The sequence below is a fragment of the Pseudoalteromonas sp. S1610 genome (genome assembly GCF_005887465.1).
GTDB lineage: Bacteria > Pseudomonadota > Gammaproteobacteria > Enterobacterales > Alteromonadaceae > Pseudoalteromonas > Pseudoalteromonas undina.
Genome location: NZ_PNDI01000023.1, coordinates 1 through 19,261, shown reverse-complemented (window position 1 = coordinate 19,261; position 19,261 = coordinate 1). Strand labels below are relative to the sequence as shown.

General features: G+C 40.2%; 20 protein-coding genes and 1 tRNA gene. 9 read left to right on the top strand and 12 right to left on the bottom strand.

What is annotated here, in order from left to right; translation table 11 throughout:
• Position 1: 1 nt before the first annotated feature.
• Entirely contained in the window at positions 2-1,861 is a 1,860-nt protein-coding gene (locus CWB77_RS10520) for a cation:proton antiporter (RefSeq protein WP_010391691.1), read from the bottom strand.
• Between the two features lie 864 nt (positions 1,862-2,725).
• Between CWB77_RS10520 and proB the strand changes: the two genes are divergently transcribed.
• Together proB and CWB77_RS10510 are read left to right on the top strand one after the other, a co-directional pair.
• On the top strand, positions 2,726-3,832 hold the full coding sequence (gene proB, locus CWB77_RS10515) for a glutamate 5-kinase (RefSeq protein ID WP_010391693.1): 1,107 nt from the start codon (positions 2,726-2,728) through the stop codon (positions 3,830-3,832).
• The gene (locus tag CWB77_RS10510) at positions 3,829-5,076 is read left to right on the top strand and encodes a glutamate-5-semialdehyde dehydrogenase (RefSeq protein ID WP_010391694.1); all 1,248 of its coding nucleotides are present in this window, start codon (positions 3,829-3,831) and stop codon (positions 5,074-5,076) included. The genes proB and CWB77_RS10510 overlap by 4 nt, the downstream gene beginning before the upstream one ends.
• Before the next feature lie 178 nt (positions 5,077-5,254).
• Here the strand turns inward: CWB77_RS10510 and CWB77_RS10505 are convergent.
• Positions 5,255-5,330: transfer RNA gene (locus tag CWB77_RS10505), tRNA-Ala, on the bottom strand.
• Positions 5,331-5,495: 165 nt separating this feature from the next.
• Between CWB77_RS10505 and CWB77_RS10500 the strand changes: the two genes are divergently transcribed.
• Together CWB77_RS10500 and CWB77_RS10495 are read left to right on the top strand one after the other, a co-directional pair.
• Positions 5,496-5,882 (top strand): hypothetical protein, encoded by a 387-nt coding sequence (locus tag CWB77_RS10500; protein ID WP_138622667.1) that lies wholly within the window; start codon positions 5,496-5,498, stop codon positions 5,880-5,882.
• 1 nt (position 5,883) lies between these two features.
• Positions 5,884-6,384: a prolyl-tRNA synthetase associated domain-containing protein gene (locus CWB77_RS10495; RefSeq protein ID WP_138622665.1), complete on the top strand. Its 501-nt coding sequence runs from the start codon at positions 5,884-5,886 to the stop codon at positions 6,382-6,384.
• Here CWB77_RS10495 and CWB77_RS10490 read toward each other — a convergent pair.
• Positions 6,351-7,499, bottom strand: a complete 1,149-nt coding sequence (locus tag CWB77_RS10490) for an MFS transporter (protein ID WP_138622663.1) — start codon at positions 7,497-7,499, stop codon at positions 6,351-6,353. The genes CWB77_RS10495 and CWB77_RS10490 overlap by 34 nt on opposite strands.
• Before the next feature lie 194 nt (positions 7,500-7,693).
• Here CWB77_RS10490 and CWB77_RS10485 point away from each other — a divergent pair, with 194 nt between their 5' ends.
• From CWB77_RS10485 to CWB77_RS10470, 4 genes are all read left to right on the top strand, one after another.
• Entirely contained in the window at positions 7,694-8,233 is a 540-nt protein-coding gene (locus CWB77_RS10485; RefSeq protein WP_036980338.1) for a DUF2058 domain-containing protein, read from the top strand.
• A 174-nt stretch (positions 8,234-8,407) separates the two neighbouring features.
• Positions 8,408-8,731, top strand: coding sequence for a c-type cytochrome (locus CWB77_RS10480; RefSeq protein ID WP_036980337.1), 324 nt, complete (start codon positions 8,408-8,410; stop codon positions 8,729-8,731).
• Between the two features lie 134 nt (positions 8,732-8,865).
• Positions 8,866-9,633 carry a class II aldolase/adducin family protein gene (locus tag CWB77_RS10475; RefSeq protein ID WP_036980336.1) on the top strand — a complete coding sequence of 256 codons (768 nt, stop codon included), beginning with the start codon at positions 8,866-8,868 and terminating at the stop codon, positions 9,631-9,633.
• Between the two features lie 27 nt (positions 9,634-9,660).
• Positions 9,661-10,836: a mandelate racemase/muconate lactonizing enzyme family protein gene (locus tag CWB77_RS10470; protein ID WP_054202652.1), complete on the top strand. Its 1,176-nt coding sequence runs from the start codon at positions 9,661-9,663 to the stop codon at positions 10,834-10,836.
• 51 nt (positions 10,837-10,887) lie between these two features.
• Here CWB77_RS10470 and CWB77_RS10465 read toward each other — a convergent pair whose 3' ends face one another.
• From CWB77_RS10465 to CWB77_RS10425, 9 genes are all read right to left on the bottom strand, one after another.
• Positions 10,888-11,274 (bottom strand): hypothetical protein, encoded by a 387-nt coding sequence (locus CWB77_RS10465; RefSeq protein WP_054202651.1) that lies wholly within the window; start codon positions 11,272-11,274, stop codon positions 10,888-10,890.
• 3 nt (positions 11,275-11,277) lie between these two features.
• A complete protein-coding gene (locus tag CWB77_RS10460) occupies positions 11,278-12,840 on the bottom strand; it encodes a S41 family peptidase (protein WP_138622661.1) in 1,563 nt (520 codons plus the stop codon).
• A gap of 48 nt (positions 12,841-12,888) precedes the next feature.
• Entirely contained in the window at positions 12,889-13,728 is an 840-nt protein-coding gene (locus CWB77_RS10455) for an amidohydrolase family protein (RefSeq protein WP_138571265.1), read from the bottom strand.
• Positions 13,725-14,453, bottom strand: coding sequence for an SDR family NAD(P)-dependent oxidoreductase (locus tag CWB77_RS10450; protein WP_054202648.1), 729 nt, complete (start codon positions 14,451-14,453; stop codon positions 13,725-13,727). The genes CWB77_RS10455 and CWB77_RS10450 overlap by 4 nt, the downstream gene beginning before the upstream one ends.
• Positions 14,454-14,474: 21 nt before the next feature.
• Entirely contained in the window at positions 14,475-14,963 is a 489-nt protein-coding gene (locus tag CWB77_RS10445) for an FKBP-type peptidyl-prolyl cis-trans isomerase (RefSeq protein WP_054202647.1), read from the bottom strand.
• A gap of 66 nt (positions 14,964-15,029) precedes the next feature.
• Positions 15,030-16,478, bottom strand: coding sequence for a transglycosylase SLT domain-containing protein (locus CWB77_RS10440; RefSeq protein ID WP_138622659.1), 1,449 nt, complete (start codon positions 16,476-16,478; stop codon positions 15,030-15,032).
• A 56-nt stretch (positions 16,479-16,534) separates the two neighbouring features.
• The gene (locus CWB77_RS10435) at positions 16,535-17,554 is read right to left on the bottom strand and encodes an MBL fold metallo-hydrolase (RefSeq protein WP_054202645.1); all 1,020 of its coding nucleotides are present in this window, start codon (positions 17,552-17,554) and stop codon (positions 16,535-16,537) included.
• A 55-nt stretch (positions 17,555-17,609) separates the two neighbouring features.
• Positions 17,610-17,915 (bottom strand): cell division protein ZapA, encoded by a 306-nt coding sequence (locus CWB77_RS10430; protein WP_010391716.1) that lies wholly within the window; start codon positions 17,913-17,915, stop codon positions 17,610-17,612.
• Entirely contained in the window at positions 17,915-18,145 is a 231-nt protein-coding gene (locus CWB77_RS10425) for a hypothetical protein (RefSeq protein ID WP_008113449.1), read from the bottom strand. The genes CWB77_RS10430 and CWB77_RS10425 overlap by 1 nt, the downstream gene beginning before the upstream one ends.
• A 238-nt stretch (positions 18,146-18,383) precedes the next feature.
• Here CWB77_RS10425 and CWB77_RS10420 point away from each other — a divergent pair, with 238 nt between their 5' ends.
• Positions 18,384-19,223 carry a 23S rRNA (adenine(2030)-N(6))-methyltransferase RlmJ gene (locus CWB77_RS10420; protein ID WP_055012396.1) on the top strand — a complete coding sequence of 280 codons (840 nt, stop codon included), beginning with the start codon at positions 18,384-18,386 and terminating at the stop codon, positions 19,221-19,223.
• The last annotated feature ends 38 nt before the right edge of the window (positions 19,224-19,261 follow it).

The window sequence follows — 19,261 nt, the reverse complement described above, 5'->3', positions numbered from 1 at the left end:
ATTACTCGTCTTTTTTATTGTCTTTGACTTTGTTATTGGCAGGATCTTTTAATAGCGATATTTTAGGCGGTTGCAATGCAACTACTCGTTCACCCTCTTGTGGTGGCTTTTCCATATCACTAGTAAAAGGCCTCATTTTCACTGGAGCGTCTTCATCACTGTCTTTATCCCCTTTGAGAATAAACAGTGGAATTGCTTCAGGGTTCATTTCTAAATACTGCTGCCAGCTAAATTCTTCAGATATTCGTGTTGCACTCACTTTACCGCCTTTGGCAATAACGCTGCTTAAGCGTGCATATGCTCCGTTTTCACCAAACAGAATTTGTCGTGATAAGAACGTCGCGCTGTCTTTATTTGCTTTAGCATGTGATGACGATGAGCGAAGTGAAAATACATTTTTTTCATTCAATAAATGAGAAAAATACTGCACCCCTAATGCGTTATGATGACGATTAGGTGAAAGCGCTAAAACACTGCGAATAGTGGTTAAAGGTAAATAGCGTTCAGCATGCTCAGATTGTGGATTACCGTAATAACAAGGCAAACCATCCATACGTGCCATTTTACAGTTTTCCCAAGCAGGATCTGATAAGTGAACGGGAATGTTTTGTTCCTTTAAACCACGAGCAATAGCACGAGATACATGGTTGGCACCAATAATTAAAATAGTATTAGGGGAGGGCTGGCGCACCCCTAGCAACTTAGCAACAGGGATAGCCGTTAAGCTTTGCAGTACCACAGTGACGATAATAACCGTGAATATCAATGGCACCATTTTCTCAGCATCGGCTACACCGGCTTCTATCATACTTAACGCAAATACAGAGCCTACGGCTGCAGCAACTATACCGCGAGGCGCAATCCAAGCCAGCACCAAGCGAGACTTCATTGGTAAATCGGTGCCAAAGGTTGAAATAGCAATACACAACGGGCGCGCAATAAATAGCACAATAGCTAAAAATATAAACACGTCGCTATCTAGCATCATTAAGTCAGATAGTTGTAATCTGGCAGCGAGTAAAATAAACAAGGTTGAGATCAAAATCATCGACAGATCTTCTTTAAACTCAAGCACCGAATCTATTTCTAGGTCATCTTGATTAGCTAACCAAATACCAAATACAGTTACGGCCAATAATCCTGACTCATGACTTAAATGGTTTGAAATCGAAAAGCTAATTAACACTAACGCTAAAATGCCAAATTTATGTAGCTCAAATGGCAACCATTCGCGGCGCATCAGTTGCGTTGTGATCCAACCCGAAACCACACCAATACTTAAACCAACCCCAACGGTTTTAACTAGTGCAATTATAGTGTGGCTAAGTACTTCACCTTGGCCAACTAACATCACAGCTTCAAATACTAATACCGCAAATAAAGCGCCAATAGGATCTATGACTATGCCTTCCCAGCGTAAAATACGGTCAATATCTTGAGTGGGTCGCATTGAGTTAAGCAGTGGCGCAATAACCGTTGGTCCCGTTACAACAAGCACAGCGCCAAGTACTGCTGCGACTCGCCAATTTAACTCTAATAACCAATAGGCACTTAAGCTGATAACGACACAGGTCATAAGCATACCAATAGAGCAGAGGTTTCTTACGACTTTACTGATCCCTTTAAGCTCCCGAAAATGCAGTGTTAAAGACCCTTCAAATAAAATCACAGCAACGCTTAAAGACACCACAGGAAAAAGTAAATCGCCTAATAAGGCATCTGGGTCTAATACGCCACTAAATGGCCCTAATAAAAGCCCAGTAAGCAACAAAAACAGAATAGCGGGTACTCTGAACGCCCAGGCGACCCATTGGGCTAGCACCGAACACAATGCAATACCGGCTATATAAATTGCTGACATAGAGTAAAAACTCCTTAATATTAATAATGTTTAAAAGTATAACTGTTACCTACCAGTAATACAGTGGGTATACACGTGTAAATTCAATTTAGCTAATAAATAATACTTATTTATTTAGTGTTAACGTCATTCTCTAAAATGTTATCAAATTTATAGTCTATATAATTCATATTTATAGTAGTCTAACCACATGATACTTAATACAAAAAACACTAGCTTTAGTAGTGTCGACCTATTCAGCTTGAATTTTAGCCTTGATCTAAGCAGCTACTTTAACGTATTATACTTCGTGTTCGAATAATTAGTTATCTAATCAAGTTTGTAGTTTAAATACTAGATTATGTTAGATATAAACATCTTAACTCTCTTACTGATTGTTTTTGCTTTGTTTTGTTATATTTGAACACACAATATCATTTACCGTACTCTTTGGTATGGTTTTGCTCAAAGTGTTTATTTGCTCAATGCAGATAAATAAAAGTTTGAGTTGAACTATTACCTTTCAATATTTAATCCCCATCGTGGCGATTAAATCTCGGTCCTTAAGTCATCACCCTATCTGTTGGTGTACCAGACTTAAGAGGCTCTATGTATGTTGTTAATAAAAAGGCCGCACACAGCTTTTTACAGCGATACATAAACAACACTTTATATTTTTTTAGTTAGTACGATCCGATTTATTTATTGGGTTAATACTATTTATTTTTTGCATCTCAATTTAAAACGCTAGTTTTAGAGACGGTGTACGTGTGTGTAAAAAGTGTGGGCAATGATAAATAAATTCGACGCTGTGTTTATAAACATGGCGACCTGGTTTCATTCATCTATGTGATGAATACAAATTAAATGGAAAGTTGAGCACTTATGCAAAAGTTAAATTGGCGACGTATCGTACTTAAAGTGGGCAGTGCCTTAATTGCACCCGATCAAGATGGCTGTCGTTCACGTTATTTATTAACCATCGCACAGTTTATTGTTCGCTGTCGCGCACGTGGAATTGAGGTTATTTTAGTTTCATCTGGTTCTGTAGCGGCTGGCTCACATTTATTTCCATCAGACCAACCTCGTTCAGTGGTAATGAAAAAAGCGATGGCTGCAGCAGGGCAAACAGAAATGATGGCCATGTGGGATCGTTTCTTTGATTTTCCATCAGCACAGCTATTATTAACTCATGGTGATTTACGTGACCGTGAGCGTTACCAGAGTATCCGTGAAACCGTATTTACATTGCTAGAACACGGCGTGCTACCTATCATTAATGAAAATGATGCAGTAACAACAGATGATTTAAAAGTGGGTGATAACGATAATTTATCAGCCATGGTTGCAGCAGCCGCTGATGCAGATGCATTAATGATTTTCTCTGATGTAGATGGCTTGTATGATAAAAACCCAAATCTGCATGACGATGCCGTATTATTGCCTGAAATAAAATCAATTGATGATTCTATTTATGCTATGGCAGGATGTGCTACCAGTGCGGTAGGTACAGGTGGTATGAAAACCAAGATTGAAGCGGCAGAGAAAGCCACTTCACATGGTATTGCAACTTACATTATTAATGGCTTTAAAGAAGAAACCTTTACTCGCTTGTTAGCCGGTGAAAACCCAGGTAGCGTATTCTTGCCTTATGAAAAACCAATGCAAGATTCTATTCACTGGATGACACATACCGCCAATGAGCAGGGGGAAGTCGTTGTTGAAGGGTCATTTGATGACTCATTAGAAGGTGAAGACGGTTGCTTACGTGGCGATGAGATCAGAGAAGTACATGGCGAGTTTGCTGTGGGCGATACTATCTTAGTTCGCAGTGAAGATGGTACGCGTTTAGCTAAAGCCACAGCAAATTACAGTAGCTGCTTGTTAAACTTTATTGCAGATAACGAGCAGAGTGAATTCAGCGAAAAAATGCAGGATTCAATTGGACCAATTATTTCAGAAAAAGATATCGCATTATTGGAGAAGTCATGAGTTTAATTACGGATATATCACGCCAGGCAGCAAAGGCTGCACATACACTTGCTTTACTCGATACCGAGACTAAAAACAAAGTGTTAACCGATATGGCAGCGGCATTAAGAGAGCAAAAAGAATTTATAATCAAAGAAAATGAGAGTGACCTAAGCGCAGCACGCGACAATAATTTAGCAGCATCAATGATTGACCGTTTAACATTGAATGATGAGCGTATTGAAGCCATGGCTGAGGGTATCGAAGTGATTGTTTCATTAGATGATCCTGTTGGCCAGTTACGTGACATTACTGAACGCCCAAATGGTATTAAAATTCGTAAAATGCGTGTACCACTTGGCGTAGTATGTATGATTTATGAAGCGCGTCCTAATGTAACGGCTGACGCAGGTGCATTGTGCTTTAAGTCAGGTAACGGTGTTATTTTACGCGGTGGTAAAGAAGCGCTGAAAAGCTCACAAGCCATTGCCAGTGTAATGCATAGCGTGCTTACAAAACATGGTCTACCAACTGCGCTAATTTCAGTGATTCCTGATCCTGACCGTGCTTTACTAATGGAGTTGATGCAACAACGCGATAGCATTGACTTAATCATCCCTCGTGGTGGTGAAGGCCTAATTAACTATGTTACTGAAAACAGCACAATCCCTGTTATTCAGCATTTTAAAGGCGTTTGTCATTTATATGTAGATAAAGATGCTGATTTAGAAGTAGCACTAAATTTACTGCTTAATGGTAAGACTCAGCGTACTGGTGTATGTAATGCACTTGAGGGTTTAGTGGTACACCAAGATGTAGCTGATGAGTTTTTAAATCTGTGTGCAGTTGTACTTCGTCAAGAAGGTGTAAAAATTAATGCTGACGCCAAAGCGGCTGAATATTTTGATAATGCCACTGTACTTGCTGATAACGAATTTGGTGAAGAGTACTTAGACTTAGAGTTAGCAATTCGTATTGTGCCAAGTTTTGATGCAGCCGTTGAGCACATTGCTCAATTCGGTTCAAATCATACTGAAGTTATCTGTACTAAGGACGATGCGGCGGCAGAGTTATTCCAACGTAGTGTTGATGCGTCGGTTGTTATGGTTAATGCGTCATCACGCTTTTCTGATGGCTCACAACTAGGCTTAGGTGCAGAGATTGGTATTGCAACGACTAAGTTACATGCTTATGGCCCTATGGGACTTGAGTCATTAACCACTGAAAAATATTTAGTTAATGGTGTTGGTCAAGTTCGCGAATAACTAACCCAACTCAATAAATAATAAAAATGCCGGGCTTTGCTCGGCATTTTTGATCTCGATTTAGCAAAATTAAACACTTAAGCAAACAAAGAGATTAAAAAATACAAAGCATTATTAACAGAGAAGTTTATTTAGAATATAAAAATAAGGATATTACTTAAAGGAGAGGGTAGGAAAGTGGTGGAGCTAAGCAGGATCGAACTGCTGACCTCCTGCGTGCAAGGCAGGCGCTCTCCCAGCTGAGCTATAGCCCCACATTCCTAATTTACATGTACTGTAAATGCTTAAGTGCTGAGTCTTAAGCGGGGTGAACTTTAAATATTTTTACGTTTTCGGTCAAGTATTTTTTCACAAATTTTTCCGTTTTAACTAATTTTTGTTAAACTCGGCCTCAATATTTACTAAAACGACAATACATAATGAAAAAATACGCTTTAGTTTTCATGATTTTTCTTTTTGGCTGTGCCAGCTCGGTAGATGAGCCTCCCTATGAAATTAATAATCAACAATTTTATGACACCGTTGATGATCAAGGTAATAAGCTTTTTGCCTATGTGGTCTCTGTAAAGGCTAAGAGCCGCGAGCAAATTAATATTAATAAAAAGCTAACCCGAAGCGATGTTAAGCGTTTTGCCGAACAAGAGCATTTTGAAGAGTCGAGCGTGCTTAAGTTACAATTAGAAGATCAAGCGGTAGAGTTTCTTAATAAAGAGCTTGCACAACGTAACTATTGTGCAGATAAGCATGAAATAAACGAAGTGCTATGGCGAGATTTAAGTGTGCAATTAAGAGGGCGTTGTTTGTAGTATGTTAGCGGATAAACAAAAATTAGCGGTGGTGTTAGCCCAACTTGATATTAACTATGATGTGATTGAGCATCCAGCGTTGCATGGTAGCTTAGATGCTGACGAGCTGATGGTGAATCGCCCAGGAACACGTTTAAAAAATCTATTTTTGCGAGATAACGAAGGTAAGCGCCATTTTTTAGTGATCACCGCGCATGATAAACAACTCGATTTAAAATCGTTGTCTAAACAGCAAGGGCTATCGCGTTTAGGGTTTGCCTCTAATGAGCGCTTGGCTAAGTACTTAAAAGTTGCACCAGGTTGTGTGTCAATGCTCAGCTTAATGAACGATAAGCAACGAGATGTAACGCTTTGGCTTGATCAGGATATTTGGTTTGGCGATTTATTTCATTGCCATCCATTTGAAAACACCCAAACATGGTTATTAACTAAGCCTGATTTACTGCGTTTTTTTGATTTTACTGAACATCAGCCGCGGGTGATGTTTTTACCCTCGCGCTGAGCCCACAAAATAAGACCCAGCCCACATAAGCAAACCGCAAGAAGTGTTGCCATAAATGCGGTTTGCCCGTGTGCTTGATAAACCACCCCAGGTAATAACGATCCTAGTGCGCCACCGCTATAATAAAATGACACGTAACAACCATTAGTAACACTCGGTGGAGCGTGACTAATTTTATTAACCAATGGTGCCGCTGTTGAATGAATTACAAACATAGCGCCACAAAAGAGTGTGAATGCAATTAAAAACAACATCAGTGAATGACTCATTAATAACACAATACTGAGGTTATAAAACAGGAATACCAATGCCAATAAGCGCCAAGCTGAGGTCATTTTTTTTAATAACCACGGGGTAAAAATAGAGGCTAACGCGCCAATTAAATAACCACTATAAACTAAGCCAATGTCGCGGGTGTTATTAATTAAAAAGGTATTTTTTAAAATAAAAGGCAAGTAGTTTAATAATGCGGCAAAGCAAAAAAACATACAAAATATGGCACCATAAAGTTTAAGTACCGAGCCTTCTTTAAGTTGTTTCATATAATCTAAAGGTGATAACACCTCACTAGAGCTACTCAGGACAAAGCGTTTATGGGGAATGCTAAGCGCGAGTATTATCAACATGGCAGCAATTAAGTAATAAAAACTTTGCCATGACCACAAGTCGCTAAAGAGCGCAGCCAATACTCGGCCAAAATAACCACCGACAATAGTACTACCAATATAAAGAGTCATATTTTTTTGTAATGTATCGGCTTGATAGCTCATACCAATATAACTGGTCATTGCGGTTAAAGCGGCAGGTAAAGTCAGCCCTTGTAAAAACCGAACAAGTAACAGTAGCTCAAAACTAGGGGCATAAATAAATAATAAACAGCCGACACCGAGTAATAACATTGCGATGCGTAAAATTAATAATGGGTTTCGCTTGGCTAGAAACAACCCATACACCAAAGGGGCAATGGCTAAAGGCAGCATAGTGGCAGTCATTAAGCTGCCTGCAATGGCAGGCGCTACATTAAATTCGGTGGCAAATAAACTTAATAATGGCTGTGGTGCGTATAAGACAAAAAAAATAAAAACAGAACAAAGGAGTAAGTGAGATAAGCGCATTGACTGCCGTTAACATTGCTTATTAGTTGAGTCGCATTATATACAAAACTGCTAGGGTTTTCATAAATTAACCTTTATTGCGCTAAATCATGCTTTGTTTTCAGTAGTTTGTTAGATTAATACCAATAGCGCTGTTATTTACGCTCGTTGGTGATTAAAATAGCATTAATATTCGTTTTTAGTGGGAACACGCCATGGGGTCACTACAAGAGCAATTGCTCCAAGCTGGTTTAACAACATCACATAAAGCCAAAGTTGCTAAATCAGAAAAGCGCAAGCAACAGAAAAAGCAAAAGAAGGGAGCGACAAGCAACCCAAATGATTTGCAAAAGCATATTCAGCAAACCAAGCTTGAGCAGCAGCAAAAAGCCGAAGAGCTTAACAAAACGCGCCAAGAAGAATTAAAGCAACGTGAACAGGTAGCCCGTGTTAAGCAAATTTTAGAGCATCACAATCAAGAGTCAATTCGTGGTGAGCGTACCTTTAACTTTACTTATGAAAATAAAGTAAAGGGCCTTGATGTGAATGAGCAAACGCAAAAGGCGCTCTCGGGCGGACGTTTAGCAATTTGTGTATTAGAAGGCCAGTTTTACGTGTTAGAAGACGAGCCTGCACGCAAAGTGGCTGAGGTTGATGAAAAGTATATTGTGTTTCATGTTGAACCTGAGAACAAAGCCAAGGACGAAGACGATCCGTACGCTGATTTTGAAGTACCAGACGATCTTATTTGGTAAGGTGTTATTAAGTATCTGCTCAGCTAAGGCAAGCTAATATTTGTTTTATGAGGGATACACGTATTTGTTCTGATTGATCGTCAAACCTTATCAAGGACGTATGCTTTTTAAAGATTTATTGACTACAATTATCACAACCGTTTTTTTTAACCGTAAAAAAGAAGAGTAAATACAATGAGCAAGATAAAAACACTTTTATTAGGCGCGGGTATTGGTTTAGCCGCAAGTTTTTCATTTTCAGCCGCCGCTGCTGATGGCGCAGCACTTTATACCGCTAAAAACTGTCAAACATGTCATGGTGCAGATGGTAAAGCACCTATCATGGCGATGTACCCTAAGCTAAATGGTCAAAACAAAGAGTATTTAGTAGCGCAAATGAAAGACATTAAGTCAGGCGCTCGTAACAACGGTATGTCTATGGCAATGAAAGCAATGGTTGCGACTGTGACTGATGAAGAGTTTGAAGCGATTGCCGATTACCTATCAAAAGTACAATAATCGCTAACGAGACCTTAAAAGAGCCACACCTTTGTGTGGCTTTTTTATTTGGTGATTGCCATCATGCGAATACTCATTTAGACTTCTAAACATCTACAATCACTAGCGCTATGCTGTGTTTTAAAAGGCTTGTTATGTTTGATTTACCCCAGCTCGATTTAAAAAATAAAGTGTCAGAACAAGAGTGGCAACTACGTGTTGATTTAGCTGCATGTTATCGATTAGTTGACCATTTTCGTTGGGGGGATTTAATCTATACGCACCTTTCTGCTCGCCTACCAGGTACGGATCATTATTTAGTAAACGCGTTTGGTTTAACGTTTGATGAGATCACTGCATCTAACTTAGTTAAAGTTGATTTAAATGGCCGCATTATTGACGATACTCCATTTGATATTAACCCTGCGGGGTTCACCATTCACAGTGCCATTCATGAAGTACGCGAGGATGCCCATTGTGTAATACACCTACACACTAAAGAAACCATTGCAGTTGCAACACAAAAAGAAGGGCTGTTACCGTTAAGTCAGTATTCGATGTTTTCATTACCCTCTCTGTCATACCATGGTTATGAAGGCCTAGCGGTGAATGATGATGAGCGTAAACGCCTGCAAACAGATTTAGGTAGCACCAATCATATGCTATTGGTGAATCATGGCGGCTTAACGGTAGGGCCAACAGTTGGTGATGCGTTTATGCGCTTTTATGACCTTCAACGTGCCTGTGAAATACAGTTAGCTATTCAATCAAGTGCACAAGAAGCGATTGCAGTACCACAAGCTATTATTGATAACATTTATAATCAAGCGAACGTTGTTCACAGCGGCAGTACTGGGGGGCAGCTAGCATGGCCTGCCATGTTACGAAAAGCGTATCGTCTTGACCCAAGTTTTGCAAAATAACCGATAGAGGTTAATAAGGAATTTTTTATGAAAGTAAATCGCGTTGAAGTCTTTGACATTCATTGTCCTGAGCGTCCTGCATGGACGCCGGTATTTGTTCGCATTCATACCGATGAAGGGATTAGCGGTGTAGGTGAAGCCGGTCTTGCGTATGACTTAGGTCACAGTGCTGCCGCTGCGATGATCAAAGAAATGGCAGATGCCTTTTTAATTGGCCATGACCCGTTTCAAACTGAAAAACTATGGTCACGTATGTTGCGTGAAAGCTTTTGGGGTTTAGGCGGTGGGCCGGTGGTTTATGCTGCAATGAGTGCGATTGATACTGCGCTTTGGGATATAAAAGGTAAAGCATTGGGTTTACCTGTTTATCAGTTGCTTGGTGGTAAAGTTAACGACAAACTACGTACTTATGCATCGCAGTTGCAGTTTGACTGGGACAGTGAGTTTAAAGCGCTGGTCCAGCCACAAGAATATGCCGAAGCGGCACTAAAAGCAGTAGCTGAAGGTTATGACGCGGTAAAGGTTGACCCAATTCAATACGATAAAGATGGCAACACCTATTACGATCGCACAAATATTATTTCTCGCCCAGAAATGAAACTATACCGCGCTCGTATGCAGGCTATTCGTGAAGCTGTGGGTGATGAAGTTGACATTATTTTTGAATGCCACAGTTTACCTGGTGCGACATCAGCAATTCAAATTGGTGAGATTGCAGAAGAATTTGATTGTATGTATTTTGAAGAGCCGGTGAATTATTTAAACCACTCATTACATGCCAAAGTGGCTGATAAAGTGGCTGTGCCTATTGCAGGCGGCGAGCGCTTATATAACCGTTGGGGCGTGCGTCCATATTTAGAAGATCAAAGCATTGATGTACTACAGCCAGATATTGGTTTATGTGGTGGCTTTACTGAAACTAAAAAAGTATGTGATTACGCAGATATTTTTGACGTGCGTATTCAGGCACACGTGTGTGGTGGGCCGGTTGCAACCGCGGCAGCATTACATTTAGAAACAGCAATCCCTAACTTTTTAATTCATGAACATCATACTTATGCGATTAAAAAGTGGAACAGAGAGCTGTGCTTACAAGATCCACAACCTAAAAATGGCTTTTTTGAAGTATCAGAAGAACCAGGTCTTGGGATTGAGCTTAACGATGAAATTGTAATGCGTTCACAACGTGTAGAAATAAAATAAATAGCCCTATTTAAGAATAGCCGGTAAGTGATAACTCACTGACCGGCTTTTTTATCGCTGTGGATTTATTTTACAAAGTACCTGTTTTAGTTCGATGGTTGCTTTGCTATCAAGATGGCGAACAAAACAGCGCTCTCCCTTAATCATCAGTTCAAACTGATCCGGCATATTAAGCTGCTTGCCCATAATCGGATTTCCCTGAGGATCTTTGTGATTAAGTTGCTCAAGGGTAACTGTGCTTGAGGTTACAAAAACGTCGTCGGTTAATTGAACCTGTGAGCTATGTAGCAGTTGCGTAATCGCATCGGCTACTTTAGCGCTATTCGGCTCAATTAGTAACGCATGCTGTAGCTTAGGTGTCGGTTCTGAGCTTTGCGCTAAGCAACCCGTTAACCCTAATGTCGCTGCAGTCATGCTTATTGCTAATAATATGTTCATTGCTTATCTCATGTTATCACTAAGAATAATATTTTGTTCTAGCATGGTTTGAACTCGCATATCTTTTACTTCGGGCATATCGGTGGCGATAGTGGGGGCAAAACCAAGAACACTATTTATTGAGCTTGGGGCAGGGCAACTGCCGTTTTCTCTATAGCTCAGCGCTGTACTTAATAAGCTTTCACTAGCATCACCTAAGCGCTTAGTAAAATCATCGGCAACAGCGCACCCAGCAATGCGAACCGGTTGGCGTGCGTCATCAATGGTATTTTGCGGTGCAAAGCCATCTGAATATTCACCAAAACCTTTGTTATTTTCGCCAGTAAATTGAATAGTAAAATAAGTGGTGTCGCAGTTGTCGGTAGGGTAAAAACCATACGGTTTACCGCAGGTGCCTGCGCCTATCTGAATAATTTCAACATCTGCTCCGCGCAGCCCGTTAATGATAGCCTCACTAGCCGAGCAGGTACTGCTGGTGGTAAGTACAAATACCCGTTCTAAGTTTAAGGTGGGTAACGGCGTGCCCGCTACAATTGCAGGATTATTTTCAAAGCCGATAAAACGATTTGTAAAAGGCATCGGCGTCAGTGCTTGGCCTGTGACGGGGTTGGTATTAGGGTATTTATCATTAAATATGGTTCGTTCAAATATTTTACCTTGAGTGTTACTGCCCCCCACCATGTAGCTTACTTGGCTAGCCATTTGTAATAATCCCCCCCCGTTATAGCGCACGTCAATGACTAAATCTTTAATGCTACTGGCAGCGAGTTGGTTAAAGGCGTTGTAAAGCTGTGTTTCGGCTATGGCGTTGTGGCTATTAAATTGAAAATAACCAACATCACCAGCGACTAAATCGGTACGAACATTCATTACTGGTTGCGATTCGATGTTTTGAGACGTGAGTGTCACTGTGCGGTTTTCATTAGTGCTGATATCCCTAAATACAAATTCGGTAACTTTACCGGTTTGCTCGGGGAATAAACCTGCATTGATAATACCTACCTCGCTCGATGAGGTGGTGTTAATAAAATCAACGCCATCAACTTCTAAAAGCTCAAAACCACGAATAATATTTTGATTACTAGCTGGGGTATTTGGTTCGGTGTAGCTAACAACTGCTTGGCGTGGCGCGCTACCGGCAATTATTTTTATATTAAAGCCATAACCAAAGCTTAGGCCGGATTGATTTTGTCTTTGCCACTCATCGGTCGGCAAACTAAAGTGAAAGTTATCTTTTTTCGCACCTGACTCAGTCAGTTGCTCCGTTTTTAAAGTATTAAAGTAATCAATAACCCCTGACGTTAATGCAGGGTTGGTATCAATAATTTCGTCATACCATAGGTAGGTTTCGTTACTCCAAGAGCGTAGCCAGTTTTTTTCATTAATTGCTTGGCATTGACCTTTAAATTGCCCTGAACTGGCAAATACACCTGAGGTCCAGCCGCTATTATCAGTTGTTGGGTTGGTCGCATTGTCGCTACCTCCACCACCACAACCTGTTAATAAAGCGGCTAGTGAAAAAGGGAGTAATGTGTATTTAAGAGAAGATGAATTAAAAATGGCCATACGCATGCTCGTTTTTTAAACTGTTGAGCTAAATATAGCGGTTTTCATTTAGAGTTGATAGAGGCTTGCAGCATTTTTGTAACTCAAATATTGCCATGTAAGATCGTCGCTACACAGGCTGCGATAATGTTGCCATAACTCGTTGTAGTTAATATTAATTTGGCACACGGGGAAGTTGCTAGCAAACATCACTCTTTGCATACCAAAATGCTTTAAAATATGTTTAAAACATTGGTTTTGCTGCTCGCTATTAAGCATGAGTAATTCAAAACCTGAAAACTTAATCGCAACATTAGGCTGTTTTGCAAGTAGTTCAATTGCAGTTGCCCAGTTAGCAAGGTTGTGTGCAAGCCCTGCGTGATTAATGATTATTTGTAAACCACTAACTTGGTTGGCATAAGAAATGAGCCGCTCAGTGATGTTGAGGTTTTCTACTTCAAATTGGGCTTCAAAATGCAGCTTTAATTGGCTCAAGTGCCGCAGGTTATCGAGACAATGAGGGCTCAATAAGCGCTCGGCATCATGACCTTCAGTGATATCTCTAATGCCTACAAGAGAGTGATGATCTAGCTGCTGAAGTGCTAGTTTAAATGCGTTATTTGACTGGTTAATTGTTGCAAAGCTAATTGCTTTATAAGGTATAGTTTTAATATGTTTGGCTAACCAGTTTAATTCTTTAACTGGCTGGTTATTATCAAACCCAGCTTCTATGTGCACTAAACCTGCGAGTTCAAAGTTAGTACTTTTGATCAGTTCAGCAACGCTGATGGGCTGCTTTATTTTATCTAAGTTAGACCAAGCTGGTGGGTTCGCACCTTGTAGCCAAGTGTATTGACCCTCCAGCAAATTAAAAAAGTGCAGATGCGGGTCAATAATTTTAGTGCTCATTGTGCTGTGTAGCCGCCATCAATACGTTGTAAGCTACCAGTAATAAAGCTGGCATCTGCACTTACTAAAAAGCTTACCAGTGCAGCAACTTCATCGGCTTGACCTAAACGGTTGAGCGGTTGTAAGGCGGCTTCTTCTGCAACAATATCGGCTTTGTTAGCACCACTTCTTTTACAATATGCATCAATTGCATTATGAAATAACGGCGTTTCTATGGTGCCAGGGCACACTGCATTAGCGCGAATATTAAAGCTTGCGTAATCCAAGGCGGTGGTTTTAGCCATTGAAGCCAATGCGTGCTTAGTTAAGTTATAAGCAAATGAATTTTGTTTGCCTATAATGGCCTGATCTGAGGCAATTAACACAATAGCGCCATTTTTTTGTGCTTTCATTGTTGGTAATACGCTTTGTATAGCCGCGTACGCACCTTTAACATTCAGTGCCATTAACGCATCGAATGTCGCTTCATCGGTGTGCTCAATTGTGGCACTTAGATGCTTACCAGCGTTTGAAACAAGTACATCAATACGTTGTGTTTTTTCAATAATAGCCTGTATACACTGGCGTACGGCGGTTACATCACTAACATCACATTGATGAAAAACACCACTCTCACTTGGCTCAATATCTAAGTTATGAACCTGATAGCCGTTAGTTAATAATCGCTGTACCACAGCAAAGCCAATGCCTTTAGAGCCACCGGTTACTATTGCAACTTTTGACATACTTGTTCCTCTAATTAGCAATTAATGTGCGTGGCCGCAACCACCTTCAGCATGAACGTGGCCATGAGAGATTTCTTCGCTTGTTGCTTCACGAACTGATACAACCTCAACATCAAAGGTCAGCGTTTTACCAGCAAATGGGTGGTTTAAATCACAATCAGCATTAAAGCGGCCTACTTTTACGATAGTCACTTGATGGCGACCCTGATTTGATTGCACCATTGCAGTCATACCTGGCTTCCACACTTTTACATCGCCTTGTAAATGCTTAAGCGGAATGCGCTGAATTAAATCATCAACACGCTCGCCGTATGATTCACTTGGAGATAACGTTACGCTAAATTTATCACCAGCAGTTTTACCTTCAAGTGCGGTTTCTAAACCGGGTAGCATGCCTTCGCTGCCGTGAATGTAACTTAATGGCGCGTCGTTAAGGCTACTTTCTATTTGTTCACCGGCTTCGCTAAGGGTGTAATGAAATTCAACGGCCGAATTTTTACTGATTTGCATGCATGTCTCTTTAAGATTTAAATAAATTAAAAAGCAATTTTACGCGAAATACTGCGCTTTAGAAACTTAACGGGGATGATTTAATGTATTTTGTAAGTCGAGTAACAGATCTTTTTTAGCCGGTGTGGTTTTAGGTGTCGCAGCTTGGGGTATAAATAAAACTAACTGAGTCCCAGGCTTTAATACGCTAGATGCTGATAACTTATTCCAACGTGCTAAATCGCTATGAGCAACGCCATACAACTGACTTATATTCCACAGGTTATCACCGGGTTTAACGTGGTAATCTACCTCGATGGTTGGAATGACGGGCTCTTTTTGTTCCAGATAAGGGCTTATTTTATAGTTAATAGTGAGCGATTCAGGTAACGTTTGAGGCTCTCCTAAAATAAGTTTTTCGCCAACACCAATAAAGTTATTTTGCTTATTATTGAGCTGTTTTAGTGCCTTTAAAGGCAAGCCAAAATGCCTAGCAATACCGTATAGTGTGTCATTTTTTTTGACTATGTATTCGCCTGCAAAATTGGCTTTAAAAAAACGGTTTTTTAGTAAAGCTTGTTGCTCAATAGGAAGCAATAAAGTATGCGGGCCATGGGGGGAACTTTGGTTTTTTAAATAACCCCGATTAAGAGCATGTAGCTGTTTTACACCCATACCAGAGAGCTTGGCCATAATTGAAAAATCGAACTGTTTTGCCACATTTAACGAGGTGGTCAGTGCTTTATAAGGAAGCTTTGGGCGTTTAAATTTTGCCTTAGGGTGTTTTACTAAATAGCTTAATGCTAATAGTTTTGGTACATAGTCAGCGGTTTCTTTTGGTAGGGTTAGTGCCCAAAAGTCAGTTGACTTCCCTCGTTTTTGATTGCGTTTTATAGCACGTTTAACTCGGCCTTCACCGGTGTTATAGGCCGCAAGTGCATGCAACCAATTACCATCAAAACGTTTATGTAAATAGCTTAAGTAATCTAGTGCTGCATCGGTTGAGGCCAATACATCTTGGCGTCCGTCGTACCATTGATCTGATTTAACCCCAAAATGATGTGCAGTTGCTGCAACCAGTTGCCACACACCCACAGCGTGCTCACTTGAGCGGGCGGTAGGTCTAAAGCCACTTTCTACAAATGGCAGTAATGCCAGTTCCATAGGGAGCTGCTTTTGCTCTACTTTTTTTACGATATGATATAAAAAAGGCTCTGCACGGCGAGACACTATTTTTAAATAATTCGGTTGTTTTAAATACCAGTTAATGCGTTTCTTTAACGCCTGATTTTGCTCAACCGGTAAATGTAAATTATCAGCAATATGTGCCCATAAGTCAGTTGGTTGAGTTACTTTTAGGGCTTTAGGTATTGTTTTTTTATTAATGATTTTTTTGGTGTTTGTAGAGTTCGGCGTGTTTGATTGTGCGGTTTTTTGCTCTACAGGTGCAGGGACTACAGGCGCAATGATCTCTGGCTGTGTGATTTTACAGCTACATAGCAATACAATGGCAAAGCATAAGATCAGGTGACGCATTTTGTTCCTTTTTAAAAAATATATTTCCATATTTTAACACAATCCATTGTGTTCAGTTATTGACTGTTTTTAGCGCGAAGTAATCCCGATTGCAAAAATAAGTTACTTGATTTTATATCAAGTGGTTCTTGTTGGTAAGGTTTTAGTACTTCACTTGGGAATTTTTTTTGTAATTGCTCAATACTGGCTTCAGGGTTATTTTTAACCTGCTCCGTAATTGCTTCTAAAAACGTGAGTGACTGTTTTAATTTAACTTTATCGACTAAATTGCCATGGCCAGGAACAAAAAGTGACAGCGAATTATTATTTATATATTTTTTTAATAAACTTTGCCATTGTTTAAGCTCGCCATGCCCAGGGTAGGGAAGCCAGTCAATGATATCACCACCTATTAAGGTTTTACCTTTGTCGGCAAGCAGTGTTAGATCGCCATTAGTATGTGCCTGATGCGGGTTGATAGTTAATACATAATTTCCTAAATCTAATGTTTTAGGCTCACTAATACTCATTTTTGGTGGTGTTAGTTGATAATTCTGCCAGCGAAATAAGCGTGTTTTAGCGCGAGTGAGCTTTTCTCGCCATTGAGCTTGCTCTGCATCGGGTAAGGTGGCTAATCGCTGATAGCTCAGCTCAATGCTTTTCTCGAACCCCTCTAGCTTATCTGTTAATGCTTGCTGATAACGCGAAAAGTCGTTAGCGACTTGTTGGTGAGAAATCAGTTTTGCGTCTGGGAAGTAATGCTGCATAACCGCCATGCCCAGCAAGTGATCGTCATGAAAATGAGTGGCAACTAAGTAACATAAAGGCGTCTTTAGCTGTTGTTTTAGTTCGGTAACCAGTTGTTCTACTGCTGCAAAGTTACCACTGGCATCTACCAGTAAGGCACACTCACTGCCCTGAATTAACACTTGATTAGAGTCGTAAAAACGTAACCTATCTGGCTGCTTGATAAATTGAATATTAGCCGATAACGATTGCCACTCAACTGCTGCATTGCTTTTTGTATGTATAAATAGACAGATTAAAGGCAGTAAGCACTTACCTATTTTTTGAGCTTTAGTTAAAAGTGGTTGCATCTTTTTCTCTAGCTATATTTTTACGGTAAAAACAATAAAAGCGCAAAATGCGCTTTTATTTAGTGTGTTCAGAGTTTGAGCTTAAGTATTGACTTAACTTATCAATCAATTGATCTTGATGCTCAAGCTCAACTGATTTTTGAGTTTTTGCTTCAAGCAATTCGTGGCTTAAATTCAAAGCAGCCATAAGTAATGCTTTTTGATCGTTTCTGACAGTTGAACGTTGTTTCATTTGTTCAACTAAATCATTCAGATTTTTGGCGGCCGCTTTTAGTGCCTCTTCTTGCCCAGCCGGACAAGCAAATTGCTGCTCTTTACCAAGCAATTCAACAGTGACTCGCTGGTTTTGCAGCTCAGACATTAGCTTGCCTGTTGTGCGCTTTGTAATTTATCTAATAATGACGACAAGGTGGTGCTTGCATCTTTTTGTTTTTCTTCATTTTCAAGGGCTTCTAACTGTAATAACTCATTTTCATCAAGCAGTTTACTGTTTTGCTCTTTAAGCTCTGTAATATCAGTTTGCAACTGATTATTACGGGTAATTAGTTGGTCGATCAGTTGTTCGAGTTGTTGAAGAGTATTGTTGTTCATAAATGCGCTCATATAACTGTAATTAATGTCATGCAAATGTAAAGCAAAGTGTGTTTATTTGCCAGCATTTACGCTGGTTTTAGGTGATTTTTATTCTATGTTAAGGGATAATTCATGCTATTGGCTTTTTCATTCAGAAATGGTTCACGTAAACACCCGCTTTTGCTGTGACGATTGCCAAAGCAGTGTGCTTTATGGTTCACTAATTTTATTAAACAGCGTATGGCGAAAATAAATAATGCTTAGTTACAGACACTCCTTTCATGCGGGTAACCCTGCCGATGTACTTAAACATTTAGTGTTAGCGCAAGTGCTGGGTTATCAAACAATAAAAGATAAGCCGCTTGACTATATCGATACGCATTCGGGTGCTGGTTTTTTTGAGCTGGCAGCACCAGACGCGCAAAAAACCCAAGAGTACCAAGATGGCATAGAAAAACTTTGGCAACATACCAGTCAGCACGGTGCCTTAAACGACTACATTGAGTTAATAAAATCGTTTAATGAAAGTTCGTCTCTGGCGTTTTACCCAGGTTCACCAAAAATCGCCGAACACTTTTTGCGCCGCCAAGATAAGGGCTGGTTTTTTGAGTTGCATCCGCGAGATTTGGTATTACTTGAAGAAAACATGCAAGGTAAGCGCTCTATTCGAGTACGCGGCGAAAATGGGTTTGCGGGCTTAATTGGTTTATTACCGCCAGCTTCGCGCAGAGCCTGTGTGTTAATAGACCCACCTTATGAAATAAAAGACGATTACAATACGGTAGTACAAACCATTGTCAAAGCCCACCAACGCTTTGCGACGGGTACATATATGATTTGGTATCCGGTTGTGGACAGAGAACGTATTGATAATATGGAGCAGGGTTTAATTGACGCGGGAATTAAAAATATTCAATTATTTGAATTAGGTACCGAAGCAGACACAGAAGTACATGGTATGACCGCCTCTGGAATGATAGTGATAAATCCACCATGGAAGCTGAAACAAACTATGGATGACGTGTTACCTGAACTAGTAAGCTTGTTGAGTAAGCCTAGTGGTTTTTACCGTAGCGAGCAGCTAGTCGCCGAATAAAAATAAATAAGCCTAGGGCCTGTTGACCTTTGCGGATT